Origin of the sequence: Mycobacterium sp. NS-7484, from assembly GCF_001953975.1 — a bacterium.
In the GTDB taxonomy this organism is placed as follows: Bacteria; Actinomycetota; Actinomycetes; order Mycobacteriales; family Mycobacteriaceae; genus Mycobacterium.
The window spans coordinates 33,540-46,146 of the sequence record NZ_MBEJ01000110.1; the positions used below are offsets into that span (position 1 = coordinate 33,540).

At 67.6% G+C, this 12,607-nt stretch carries 8 protein-coding genes; 3 read left to right on the forward strand and 5 right to left on the reverse strand.

Annotation, left to right across the window (positions count from 1 at the left end; genetic code table 11):
- Window positions 1–75 precede the first annotated feature (75 nt).
- Window positions 76–2,676 (forward strand): LuxR C-terminal-related transcriptional regulator, encoded by a 2,601-nt coding sequence (locus A5733_RS20630; RefSeq protein ID WP_076241489.1) that lies wholly within the window; start codon window positions 76–78, stop codon window positions 2,674–2,676.
- On the opposite strand, the gene A5733_RS20635 is transcribed toward A5733_RS20630, so the two are convergent.
- The 5 genes from A5733_RS20635 to A5733_RS20655 form a co-directional block, all read right to left on the reverse strand.
- On the reverse strand, window positions 2,670–6,689 hold the full coding sequence (locus A5733_RS20635) for a bifunctional nitrate reductase/sulfite reductase flavoprotein subunit alpha (RefSeq protein WP_076241490.1): 4,020 nt from the start codon (window positions 6,687–6,689) through the stop codon (window positions 2,670–2,672). The two genes, A5733_RS20630 and A5733_RS20635, sit on opposite strands and share 7 nt — an antisense overlap.
- A gap of 113 nt (window positions 6,690–6,802) precedes the next feature.
- Window positions 6,803–7,189 carry a universal stress protein gene (locus tag A5733_RS20640; RefSeq protein WP_067765982.1) on the reverse strand — a complete coding sequence of 129 codons (387 nt, stop codon included), beginning with the start codon at window positions 7,187–7,189 and terminating at the stop codon, window positions 6,803–6,805.
- Window positions 7,186–8,727: a tripartite tricarboxylate transporter permease gene (locus A5733_RS20645; RefSeq protein WP_076241491.1), complete on the reverse strand. Its 1,542-nt coding sequence runs from the start codon at window positions 8,725–8,727 to the stop codon at window positions 7,186–7,188. Before A5733_RS20645 ends, A5733_RS20640 begins: the two co-directional genes overlap by 4 nt.
- Window positions 8,728–9,213 (reverse strand): tripartite tricarboxylate transporter TctB family protein, encoded by a 486-nt coding sequence (locus A5733_RS20650; RefSeq protein ID WP_198938907.1) that lies wholly within the window; start codon window positions 9,211–9,213, stop codon window positions 8,728–8,730.
- Window positions 9,210–10,193 (reverse strand): tripartite tricarboxylate transporter substrate binding protein, encoded by a 984-nt coding sequence (locus A5733_RS20655; RefSeq protein ID WP_076241516.1) that lies wholly within the window; start codon window positions 10,191–10,193, stop codon window positions 9,210–9,212. Before A5733_RS20655 ends, A5733_RS20650 begins: the two co-directional genes overlap by 4 nt.
- 118 nt (window positions 10,194–10,311) lie before the next feature.
- Here A5733_RS20655 and A5733_RS20660 point away from each other — a divergent pair, with 118 nt between their 5' ends.
- Both A5733_RS20660 and A5733_RS20665 read left to right on the forward strand, forming a co-directional pair.
- On the forward strand, window positions 10,312–11,895 hold the full coding sequence (locus A5733_RS20660; protein WP_076241493.1) for an ATP-binding protein: 1,584 nt from the start codon (window positions 10,312–10,314) through the stop codon (window positions 11,893–11,895).
- Window positions 11,888–12,541, forward strand: coding sequence for a response regulator (locus A5733_RS20665; RefSeq protein WP_076241494.1), 654 nt, complete (start codon window positions 11,888–11,890; stop codon window positions 12,539–12,541). Before A5733_RS20660 ends, A5733_RS20665 begins: the two co-directional genes overlap by 8 nt.
- The last annotated feature ends 66 nt before the right edge of the window (window positions 12,542–12,607 follow it).

Here is a 12,607-nt window from a genome sequence, read left to right on the forward strand (position 1 = left end):
GTCGCCCACAGACGTCATGCCGTTGACCCGAGGTTCGCCAGCGTCGGCGGTCCGATGCCCTTAGACTCTGCGTTCATGCCTGGTCAGTGGCAGCTTCTGGACCGGCCCACCGAGCACGAGGCCATCCGGTCCGCCCTCAGTGGGACCGAGAGCTGCGGAGTAATCCTCGTCGGGGCTGCCGGCGTGGGCAAGACCACGTTGGCGCGCACCGTCACAGCATCGTTGGGCCGTAGGGTGCACTGGACGGCCTGTACCGAATCGTCCCGCAGCATTCCGCTCGGCGCCTTCGCCCATTGGGTCTCCTCGACGGCTTCGCGCGACCCCATCGCGCTCATCGGATCGGCGCGTGAATCGCTTGTGTCCGACGGTGACACCGTCGTCGGTATCGACGACGCCCACCTGCTCGACCAGTTGTCGGCCACCCTGTTGCACCAGATCGCCGTCGAACGTTCCGGGCATGTGGTGGCCACCGTGCGCAGCGGCGAACCGGTACCCGACGCCGTCACCTCGCTGTGGAAGGACGGCTACCTCCAGCGCTTCGAGCTCAGCCCGTTCACCAAGCAGCAGAGCATCGCCCTGATCGAAACCGTGCTGGGCGGAACACTTGAGGGTCTCAGCGCCGACGTGATGTGGCAGACCTCCGGCGGCAACCCGCTGTTCTTGCGCAACATGGTCGAGGGCGCTCTCGACGCCGGAACGCTGGCCGAGGTCAACGGGGTCTGGCAGTTCCGCGGTCCCACCGTCATCCCGTCCGGGCTCGTCGAACTGCTCGACGAGCGACTCGCGCATGCCGGTGAAGATGTGTTGCATGCGCTGAAACTGCTGTCGCTGTGCGAACCGCTCGACATCGATGCACTGGCCGAACTCGCCGGGGAGGAGGCGGTGGACGCGGCCGAGATGCGCGGCCTGATCCGGATCGTCTCCGACGACGGTCAGATCAACGTCCGGTTCTCGCACCCGTTGTTCGGCGAGGTGGTGCGCCGCCGGGTGGGTACCGCATCGGCCCGCAAACTCCGCGGTCGCATCGCCAAGATCCTGCACGAACGTAACCTCGACTCCCCGGCCAGCCGAATCAAGTTGGCCGAGTTGGCCATCGAGAGTGATCAGGGCACCGACATCGAACTGCTGATCACCGCCGCGAAAGACGCGGTGTTCCTGTCCAACCTTCCGCTCGGGGAGAAACTGGCGCGCGCGGCGTTCGACCACGGCGGTGGCCTGGGTGCGGCGGCCCTGCTGTCCCGCGCGCTGTTGTGGCAGGGTCATCCCGCCCAGGCCGACAGCATCCTGGAGCAGTTCTCCCCCGCCGATCTCAACGAATTGGAACTTGTGCAGTGGGGCGTACCGCGGGTGTCCAACCTGTTCTGGTCCATGGGCGAGGTGGGGCGGGCGGATCAAGTGCTGGCGCTCCTGCAGCAGCGGGTCAGCCACCCGGCCCTGCGGTTGATCATCGACGCCACCGGCGCGGGAATGGCCGTGCACCAGAACAAGATCGACGAGGGCCTGACGATCGCCGAACGAGTGCTGGCCACGCCCGAGGCGCCCCGCCAGGCCGTGGATTTCGCGGCGTTCGCCGCGGGGTTGTCGATGCCGTTGGTGGGCCGGGGCGATGATTTCCTGCCGATCGCGTCGCGGTGCCGCGCGCAACGCAAGACCACCGACGGCATGGTCCGCATCATGGTGTTCTACGGCGAGGTGCTGGCTCTGGCCTACACCGGCCGGCTGGATCTGGCCCGGCAGCGCGCCACCGAATACGCCGAGTTCTCCTCGGCCGGCCAGTTCGCCGGATGGGCCATCGCCAAGATCATGGAGGGCGTGGCCGCCACCCACAGTGGCCGGTTCCGGGACGCCATCTCGGCGATCGAGCAGGCGCTGGCCGCACTGAACGCCGAGAGCTCACTGCCCTGGCAGCTGCCCGGCCGGCTGCTGTTGGCTCGCGCGTACGCCGGGGTGGGCAACCCCACCGACGCCGAACGGGTGCTCGCCGACGCCGAGGAACACTCGGGCGAATTCATGGCCCTGCACGAGCCGCATCGGATGATCGCCAAGGCCTGGCTTGCCGCCGCCAAAGGGAGTCACCGCTCAGCCATCGACCAGGCCCGCGCCGCCGCTGACGCCGCACATTCCTGCGGCCAGTTCGCCGTCGAGGTCGAGGCTCTGCACAGCGCGGCCCGGTTCGGCGACCGCAGTGTCACCCGTCGTCTGCAGGACCTGGTGGACCGCGTCGGCGGCCCGCTGGCGGCGCTGTACGCCCGCCACGCCGCGGCCGTGACCGCCGCGGATCCGGGCGAATTGGACAAGGTGGCCGCCGCATTCGAAACCGCTGGTGTCCTGTTGTCGGCGGCGGACGCTGCGGCCCAGGCGGTGCCGCTGCACGATCGCGCCGGACATCGCCGCAACAGCACCGAATCTGCCGCCCGCGCACTGCAATTGGCGGCCAAGTGCGGTGGGGCCGCCACCCCGGCGATCCGTTCGGCGGCCCGCCCGCTGCCGGTGACGGGCCGCGAGCGTGAGGTGGCCGGACTCGTCGCGCAGGGCCTGTCCAACCGTGAGATCGCCGAACGCCTGACCGTCTCGGTCCGCACCGTCGAGGGCCACATCTACCGGGCCTGCATCAAACTCGACGTGGCCGACCGCGACGAGCTCGCCAAGATCGTCTGGAGCGATCTGGCTCAGTAGACGTCGCGCACGTACCGCTTGTCGGCGATCAGTTCCCGCTTGTAGTCACGCGTGGTGTCCTCGGACATGCCGCCGTGGGTGCGCAGGATCGTGCTGAGCGCGGCGTCGACGTCCTTTGCCATCCGGGCCGCGTCACCGCAGACGTAGAAATGTGCGCCCTCGGCCAGCCAGCGCCATACCTCTGCGCCGGCCTCGAGCATCTTGTGCTGGACGTACACCCGGTCGGCCTGGTCGCGGGAGAACGCCAGATCCAGCCGGCTCAAGAACCCGTCACCAGCCATCTCCTCGAGCTCGTTGCGATAGTAGAAGTTCTCACGGCGATGCTGATCGCCGAAGAACAACCAGTTGCGGCCGGTGTGCCCGAGTGCCCGCCGCTCCTGCAGGAATCCCCGGAACGGGGCGATGCCGGTGCCGGGGCCGACCATGATCATCGGGGTGCCCGCGCCCTCGGGTGGACGGAAGTGCGGTGAGCGTTGCAGGAAAACCGGTGCGGCCGCAGCCCGGTCAGCCAGGAAGGTGGAACACACCCCACTGCGCATCGTCCCGCCGGCGCCGCGGTAACGCACCACCGACACCGTCAGCTGTATCTCCCGTGGACTGACCAACGGACTCGACGAGATCGAGTAGTTGCGCGGGGTGAGTCGGACCAGCACCTCCTGCCACTGTTGTGGGTCGGCGCGGACCGCGAACTCGGTGACCACGTCCAGGCCGTTGCGGTTGTGCAACCACCGACGGTGCCGTTCACCGGAACCGCGCAGCCGCTTGGCCGCGGCCCGGTCGGTGCAGGAATCGGCGACGAACCGCAGCAAGTCCGGGGTGATCCGGCAGATGTCGTAGGAGCAAATGAGCGCGTCCCGCAGGGACTGCTCGACGCCGTCGACCTCGATCACCGAGTCGGGGTTCAGCGCGGTGGCCGCCAGCCAGGCGTCCACCACGGCCGGGTCGTTACTGGCGTACACGCCGAGTGAGTCGCCCACCGCGTAGCCGACGTCGTAATCGGAGATGTCGAAACCCAACTGGCGCACCTCCTTGGCCGCCCCGGGGGCCGTCAGCACCTCGTTACGTGTCACCGTCGCCAGAATCGGCTTGGCTCGGGTGAATTCGTCGGGCTCGGTGGGGATGACGGTACGGCCTCGGCCGATCACCACCGGTTCGGGCGCCGCACCGGTGAGTGCCTGGGTGACCGCCTCGGCCCACGACCGCAGCGGCTCGTCGTCGTAGGCCTCACACTCGGCGCGGTCGAGCAGCTTCGTGGCCCCCAGATCGGCCAGCCGGTGATCCAGAGCCTTGGCGTGTCCACAGAAGTTGCCGTAAGACCGGTCACCGATCCCGAGCACCGCATACCGAATGCCGTGCAGCGCCGGGGCATTCGGAGCCTGCAGCCGGCTCCAGAAGTCGGCCCCGTTGTCCGGCGGGCCCCCGTCCCCGAACGTGCTGGTGATCACCAGGATGTCACGTGCAGCGGCCAGATCGGCAAGGTCGAGCTCATCCATGTTGACCAGGGCGGCGCCGTCGATGCGGCCCGCGAGCCCAGCCGCGAACTCCTCGGCGGTCCCGGTCTGGGAGGCCCACACCACCAGTGGGCCGCCCGGTACCGAGCGTTCGACCCGGCCGACACGCGAATAGCGCCCGGCCAGCAGACCATCCACCCAGAGCCGCACCTTGGCGCTCACCGGCGCGACGTCGGGCAGCACCGGCACATCGGCCGGGGCATCCGGCAACCCGGTGAAAAAGCCGGCCAGATAGATCTTTTCGTCGAGGCTCAGCGCGGGTTTGGGCGCGGCACCCACACCCATTTCGATCGCCAGCGGATGCCGGGCGGCTGTGCCGTCAACCGAACGGGCCGGGCGCAGGCTCACCGCGCACACCTTGAATTCCGGCTGCAACGACTCCGGGTCGACGGCGTCGTTGGTCACCGCGTTCACGGTGAGGTATTCGCCGTGTTCGTCGTTCCAGTGAAACGGTGCGAAACAGTTTCCCGGCCGCACCCGGTCCGACACCACCGCGGGCAGCACCGCGCGGCCGCGCCGCGACGTCAACTCGACCGGTTGTCCGTCGACGATGTCGAGTTCCATGGCGTCGACCGGGTGGATTTCGACGAACGGCGCCGGGTTGAGTTTGTTGAGCTTGTCCACCGTGCCGGTCTTGGTCATGGTGTGCCATTGATGTTGCAGCCGACCGGTATTGAGCACCATCGGATAGTCGTCATCAGGCATCTCCGCGGCGTCCATGTGCGGCCGAGCGTGGAACACCGCGCGCCGTGACGGCGTGGCGAAGGCCAGCCGCGGCCGCCGGCCGTCGGCGTCGACGAACAGATCCTGGCTGACACCGTCGTTGAGATAGCGGATGGGGTGGCGATCGTCGTCCGCGCCGGGGTCGTCGACCGGCGGGACCGGCCACTGCAACGGTGTGCGCCGCAGCCTCTCATAGCTCGCGCCGCGTAGGTCGTATCCGGTCGCCGGATTGGCGAACCCGCGGATCTCGTCGAAGATCTCTTCTGCCGAGGCGTAGTCGAAATGCTCGGCAAAACCCAAGTGCGCGGCCAGCTGACAGATCATTTGCCAGTCCGGCCGCGCCTCACCGACGGGGTCGACCGACTGGGACAACAGGGTGAGGTTGCGTTCCGAATTCACCATGACGCCTTCGGATTCCGCCCACAACGCGGCGGGCAGCAGGATGTCGGCGTAGTGATTGGTCGCTGTGGAACGGTAGGCGTCCTGGACGATCACCAACTCGGCCGCTTCCAGGCCGTTGATCACGGTCTTACGGTTGGCCACGCTGGCAACCGGATTCGTGCAGATGATCCAGCACGCCTTGATCTGGCCCTGCGCCATCTGCTCGAACATGCCGATCGTGCCCGGCCCCGCCTCGGGGCGGATGGTGCCGGGCGCCAAACCCCACCGGGCCTCGACGAACTCGCGGTCTTCAGCCGCGAACACGCTCCGCTGGCCGGGCAGACCCGGACCCATGTACCCCATTTCGCGACCACCCATGGCGTTGGGCTGGCCGGTCAGCGACATCGGCCCACTTCCCGGGCGGCAGATGGCGCCGGTGGCCAGGTGCAGGTTACAGATCGCGTTCGTGTTCCAGGTGCCGTGCGTGCTCTGGTTCAGACCCATCGTCCAGCAGCTCATCCACTCGCCGGCCGCGCCGATCATCGCTGCCGCGGTGCGGATGTCGGCCTCGGGGATCCCGGTGATCCCGGCGACCACCTCCGGCGGGTAGTCGGCCAGGAATTCGGGCATTCCGTCCCAGCCGGTGGTGTGCTCGGCGATGAACTCGCTGTCGATGTCGCCGTTGTGCACCAGCAGGTGCAGCAGACCGTTGAGCAGGGCCAGATCGGTCCCCGGTTTGATCTGCAGGAACAGATCAGCGCGTTCGGCGGTCGCCGTGCGGCGCGGGTCCACCACGATCAGCTTGGCGCCGGTCTTGAGCCGATCAGCCATGCGCAGGAACAGGATCGGATGACAATCGGCCATGTTTGCGCCGATGACGAAAAACAGGTCGGCCCGGTCGAAGTCGGTGTAGGACCCCGGAGGCCCGTCGGCGCCGAGCGACTGTTTGAAACCAGTACCGGCACTGGCCATGCACAACCGCGAGTTGGATTCGATATGCACCGTGCGCAGGAACCCCTTGGCCAGCTTGGTGGCCAGATACTGTGCCTCCAAGGACATCTGCCCGGACACATACAGCGCCACCGAGTCCGGGCCGTGCTCGTCGACGATGGCCCGCAGCCGGCGGCCGGCCTCGGCCACGGCATCGTCGACCGGGGTCGGCGTCAGTTCGTCGGCACGGGTGGGCCGCAACAATGCCGACGTGAGCCGCTCGTCGTCAGCGGCCATCATCTCGGCATGCATCGCGCCCTTGGTGCACAGCCGACCGAAATTCGTGGGGTGGAGCTTGTCCCCGCTGACCCTGGCGATCACCGTCCGGCCGGCGTCGACTCGGGTGCTGACCTCGATGCCGCAACCCACACCGCAGTACGAGCACGCAGTCCGGTGGGTCGCCTCCATGCCCACATCGTCGGGTGAGGGTGTTGTCGGATCTTTCCGGCGAGGTTATCGCCGCGAAAACTGATCCTCACCGCTGCGGTACCCGCGCGGTGAGGACGATTTGCCCAGGTCAGCTACCCCGGCTTGACGGCCAGCACTGGTTTGGGGCACTCCAACAAGAGTTGCTGTGACACGCTGCCCAGCAACAGCTTGCCCACCGGACTGCGGTGGCGGATGCCGATCACCAACAGCTCGGCGTCCTCGCGATCCATCGCGTCGAGCAATTCGGTGGCGGCGTCGACCCCTACCGGTTGCCGGAACTCGAACGGTACGCCGCTCTCCCGCAGCCGCTCCTCGACATCGTGGATCTGCCCCGAGCGGGCGAAGCGCGCGTCGACATACGCCTCCCCCGACGTCGAGTTGATCACCAGCAAGCTGGTGCCGCGCAGCTTGGCCTCGGCGATGCCGTGCTCGATGGCGGCGGCACCGAAGGCGTCCGCGGAGTAGCCGATGACTATCATTGTTGGACCGCCTTCTGCTGCTGATCCGCATCATCCTCGACGATCAACAACGTCTCCTCACTGCGGTGCATCAGCTTGAGCACCAACGGCATCAGCAGCAGGATCGCCATGAGCACATAGGTGACGATCGCCACGGGCTCAGTGAACAGGCTCGTCCAGTCACCGCCACCGAGTTGGAGGCTCTGGCGCAGTTGCCGTTCGATACGTGGTCCGAGGATCACTCCGATGATCAACGGCAGGATCGGCAACCCGAACCGGCGCATCATCAGGCCCAGGAGCCCGAACACCAACAGCAGGGCCAGATCCAGTGGCTGCACGTTGACCGCGAGCGCGCCCAGCGTGGCGAAGAACAGGATGCCGGCGTACAGGTACGGCCGCGGGGTGCGCAACAGCTTGGCCCACAGCGGCGCCAGCGGCAGGTTGAGCACCAGCAGCAGGAAGTTGCCGATGAACAGGCTGGCGATCAGCGTCCAGATCAGCAGCGGTTCCTTTTCGAAAAGGGTTGGGCCGGGCTGAATCCCGTAGGACACGAACGCGGTCAGCATCACCGCGGCGGTGGCGTTGGTCGGCAGACCGAGTGACAGCATCGGAACCAGGGTGCCCGCGGCCGACGCGTTGTTGGCCGCCTCCGGTCCGGCCACCCCTTCGATGGCACCCTTGCCGAACTCCTCGGGATGCTTCGACAGCCGCTTCTCGGTGATGTAGGACAAGAACGTCGGTAGCTCAGCTCCTCCGGCCGGCAGCGCCCCGAACGGGAATCCGTAGGCGGTGCCGCGCAACCACGGCTTCCACGACCGCGCGAAATCCTGCCGGCTCATCCACGGCCGGCCCACCGGGATCACGTCGGCCGGCCGGCGGCGCAGGTGCGCGGCCACCCAGAGTGCCTCGCCGAGCGCGAAGATCGCGACGGCGATCACCACGATGTCGATGCCGTCGGACAGCTGCGGCAGGCCGAACGTGGCCCGGGGCTGGCCGGTGAGGAAGTCGATACCGACCACGCCGATCGCCAGGCCGAGAAACAGCGAGATGGCACCGCGCAGCTTCGACGACCCGAGCACCGCGGTCACGGCCACCAGGGCGAACAGCATGATGGCCAGGTAGGACGGCGCGCCCAGGGTGACCGCGAACCGGGAAATCGGCGGGGCGAACGCGGCCAGCAGCGCGGTGCCGATCGCCCCGGCGACGAAGGAGCCGATCGCCGCGGTGGCCAACGCCTGCGCGGCCCGGCCGGCCTTGGCCATCTTGTTGCCCTCGATCGCGGTGAGCACCGACGACGACTCCCCTGGGGTGTTCAGAAGAATCGAAGTGGTTGAGCCGCCGTACATCCCGCCGTAGAAGATCCCGGCGAACATGATGAACGCGGCACTGGGGCTGACGTTGTAGGTCACCGGCAGCAGCAACGCCACCGTCATGGCCGGCCCGATGCCCGGAAGCACGCCCACCGCGGTGCCCAGCAGCACCCCGATCACCGCGTACAGCAGGTTCATCGGGGTGGCGGCCTCGGCGAACCCCTGCAACAACCAGTCGAAGTTACCCATCTACAGAATCCCGTCCAGAATGCCTGCGGGCAGCGGGATTCCGAGCCCGGAGTAAAACGCATAGAAGCTGCCGACCGACAGCAGCGTGCCGATCACCAGATTGCGGATGTAGTGCCGGTTACCGAGAACCGTTGCCGCCCCGGCGAACAGCAACGCCCCCGTGATGGCCCACCCCAGCGGTTTGACCGTGACGATCACGAAGACGAACAGCCCGACCAGCAGGCCCACCGTGCGCCAGTCCCCCGGCATGTCCGGGTCCACGTCCTCCCCCGCGTCGGCCTCACCGACCGATCCACGTCCGATCGCCACCGCCAGCACCGCCGCGAGCCCGATCAGCACGATCCCGATGCCCAGCGGAAATGCCCGCGGGCCCACCGGATCCACCTTGGCGAACCCACCGGTCAAGGTGAGCGCGTCATAGATCAGGAACCCGCCGACGGCGACCAGGACCACGCAGACCAGATACTGCGCCTTGTCGAGCTTCACAACAACCCCAATTCGTTCAGCGTCGTCGAGACGCGGTTGTCCTGATCGCGCAGGAACTGTTCGAACTCGTCGCCGGTGCTGAACGCGTCACTCCAGCCGTTCTTGACCAGCGCGTCGCGCCACTGCTGGGTGCCGTGCAGTTCGGTCAGGGCACGCACCATGGCCGCCTTAACCTCTGCTGAAATACCCGGCGGCGCAAGGATTCCGCGCCAGTTGGTGAACGTCAGGTCGATGCCGGCCTCGGTCAGCGTCGGGGCATCGATGCCCTCGACCCGCTCTTTGCCCGACACCGCCAGCACCCGGACCTGGCCCGCCTCGATCTGGTCGACGAACTCACCCAGGCCCGTGGTGCCCGCCGCGATCTTCTTGCCCAGCAACGCCGTCAACAGGTCGCCGCCGCCGTCATAGGTGATGTAGTTGACCTGCCGCGGGTCCACTCCGACCGCCCGCGCGGTTTCCATCGGGAACAGATGGTCGGGCCCGCCGGGCGAGGATCCGCCGCCGATCGTGACCTTGGCCGGATCGGCCTTCCATGCCGCGACCAGATCGCCGATGGTGCGCAGCGGCGAATCACCCGGGACCAGAATGCCTTCCTGTTCCTCGACCATCTTGGCCAGCGCGGTGGCATCGGAGGCCCGCGCGGAGGATCCGTTGGTGTACACCGCGCCCACGACCCCGAGCCCCATCATCATCATGAGGTCGTCGTTGCCCTTCTCGTTCATCAGCCGGGCCATCGCGACGGTGCCGCCGGCCCCGATGACGTTGAACACCTCGATGCGCCCGGTGATGTCGGTGTCTTCCATGACCTTCACCGCGGTGCGGGCGGTCAGGTCGTAGCCGCCGCCCGGGCTGTTGGGCACCATCATGCGCAGCCGGTGCAGACCACGCGATTCGTCACCACGGGTCACCCCGCATGCCGTCACCAGCATCAGGGCGACCACGACCGCCGTCAGCGCGGCACCTAGCCGTCGAAACCTCATGGTCAGCAATACTGGACCCATGACGTGACGCAGGTCACCCATTCGGTCGCAAAGGAAGTTTTGTTCGTTGAGTTCACACGCCGCGCGTTCACAGGTCGGGCGTTCACCGTCGGCGCGTATGTGGCTGCCTCAGGGCAGTCTGGCTGGACGCTTCCTGGTATTCCAGCTGCTCGTCGTCGCCGTGGTGTTGATCGCGGTGGCCGCGGTGTCCGTGGCGCAGTCCACCCGAGAATTCCGCGATGTGCGCGGACAGCGGATGATCGCCGTCGCCGAGAACGTGGCGTCCACCCCGATCGTGCGTGACCGCTACGGCGATCCGTTCGCCGCGCGGGTGCTCGCACCCGAAGTCGACCGCGCGGTGGCGCTGTCGGGTGCCGATCTGGCCGAGATCACCGATCCGGCCGGAATGGTCCGGGTGTCGTCGGATCCCGCCCGGATCGGGCAGCGGCTCGACCTGGGTGCCAGCCGCGCCGACGAGGGCCGCGGGTGGTCCGGTGAGACCGACATCGACGGCGTGCCGCACCTGGCGGGGCAGGTTCCGATCCTGGCCCCAGACGGCGAGGTGCTGGCGATCGTGTCGGTCACCCAGCGCTACCCGTCGACGTGGCAGCTGTTGGGCGGAGCCGGTGAACGGCTTCTGATCTATCTGGGATTGGGTGCGGCACTGGGCATGCTGGTGTCATGGCTGTTGTCGCGCCGGATCAACCGCCACACCCGCGGCCTGGGCATCGCCGAGATCGCCAGCTTGGCCGACCACCGGGAAGCGCTGCTGCACAGCATCCGTGAGGGCGTGGTGGCCGTGAACAACGACGGGGTGATCACCGTGGTCAACGACAGTGCCTGCGAGCTGCTGGGTCTCGATGCGGGGGCAGTCGGCAAACATGGCGACGCGGTGGGACTCGATCCTTCGGTGGTGTCTTTCCTGTTGTCCGACGAGCCAATTCGGTCCGAGGACTCCGACGTGGTGATCACGACGCGCACCCGTGTCTTGGCGCTGAACCGGCGTGCGGCAAGCAGCCAGGGACAGCGCATCGGTACGGTGACCACCATGCGCGACAGCACCGAGCTCGCCGCACTCCAGGCCCAACTGTCCTCCCACCGCAGCGTCACCGACACCTTGCGGGCCCAGACCCACGAGTTCTCCAATCAGTTGCACACCATCTCAGGTCTCGTCCAGCTCGGCGAGTTCGACGCCGTGCACGAGCTGGTCGGCACCTTGACCCGCCGCCGCGCCGAGCTCAACGAGGCTGTGACGCAACATGTTTCCGACCCCGCAGTGGCGGCGCTGTTGATTGCGAAGACCTCGCTGGCCGCCGAGAACGGTGTCACGCTGACGTTGTCCACCGACAGCCATCTCGGCGCGTTGGAGCCGGCCCTGGCCACCGATGTGATCACGTTGCTGGGCAACCTGATCGACAACGCCGTCGACGTATCGGTCGGATCGCCGGCTGCACAGGTGACGGTGCGCGTCGACGATTCGGCCGGTCTGCTCCTGGCCGTCGCCGACTCCGGCCCAGGTGTGCCCGAACACCTCCGCGAGATCATCTTCTCCCGCGGCATCACCTCCAAGACGCCGGTCCCCGGGGGCCGGGGCATCGGCCTGTCCCTGGTACGTCTGGTGACCGCCCAGCACGGCGGTGACGTCGAGGTCACCGACGCGCCGGACGGTGGCGCCCTGTTCGTGGTGAGGCTCCATGCGTGACGTATTGGTCGTCGACGACGACTTCATGGTGGCCGACATCCACCGCCGCTTCGTCGAACGCGTCGACGGCTTCCGCCCGGTTTCGGTGGCGCGCAACGGAAGCGAGGCCCTGGCGGCCGCCGCCGAATTGCGTCCGGACCTGATCCTGCTCGACGTCTACCTGCCCGACATGACCGGACTGGATGTGCTCCGGCGGCTACGCGCCGACGGTAACCGCGCCGGAGTGATCATGGTGACCGCGGCTCGCGAGCTCGACACCGTCGGCGGCGCGCTGGACGGCGGGGCCGCCTATTACCTGGTCAAGCCGTTCGACTTCGACCAATTGCGGGCGAAGCTGTTGGCCTTCGCCGCCCGCGCCGACGCCCTCGCGGGCGCCGGCGGTGCGGACCAGGCGACGATCGATGCGTTGTTCGGAGGCACGGCCCCGACCACGCTGCCGAAAGGCCTGGGCGCCGAAACCGGGCGTCTGGTGATGGATGCCGTGCGTCGCACGGGCGAGGTATCGGCAACGGAATGTGCCGATCTGGTGGGCATTTCGCGGGTAAGCGCACGACGTTACCTGGAGTACTACCTGAGCACCGGAGCCTTGGAATTGCGGCTGCAATACGGCACCGGCCGCCCGGAACGGCGCTACCGGGCCAGGTAACACCGATGACGCTCGAGGCCATAGAAGGTCCAAATATTGGACCTGAAATTCGCGCCCGGCCGGATA

Excerpts from the sequence above, each read along its gene's own strand:
- A5733_RS20630 (WP_076241489.1), top strand. The coding sequence starts at position 76 with ATGCCTGGTCAGTGGCAGCTTCTGGACCGGCCCACCGAGCACGAGGCC.
- A5733_RS20635 (WP_076241490.1), bottom strand. The coding sequence starts at position 6,689 with ATGGAGGCGACCCACCGGACTGCGTGCTCGTACTGCGGTGTGGGTTGC.
- A5733_RS20640 (WP_067765982.1), bottom strand. The coding sequence starts at position 7,189 with ATGATAGTCATCGGCTACTCCGCGGACGCCTTCGGTGCCGCCGCCATC.
- A5733_RS20645 (WP_076241491.1), bottom strand. The coding sequence starts at position 8,727 with ATGGGTAACTTCGACTGGTTGTTGCAGGGGTTCGCCGAGGCCGCCACC.
- A5733_RS20655 (WP_076241516.1), bottom strand. The coding sequence starts at position 10,193 with ATGAGGTTTCGACGGCTAGGTGCCGCGCTGACGGCGGTCGTGGTCGCC.
- A5733_RS20660 (WP_076241493.1), top strand. The coding sequence starts at position 10,312 with ATGTGGCTGCCTCAGGGCAGTCTGGCTGGACGCTTCCTGGTATTCCAG.
- A5733_RS20665 (WP_076241494.1), top strand. The coding sequence starts at position 11,888 with ATGCGTGACGTATTGGTCGTCGACGACGACTTCATGGTGGCCGACATC.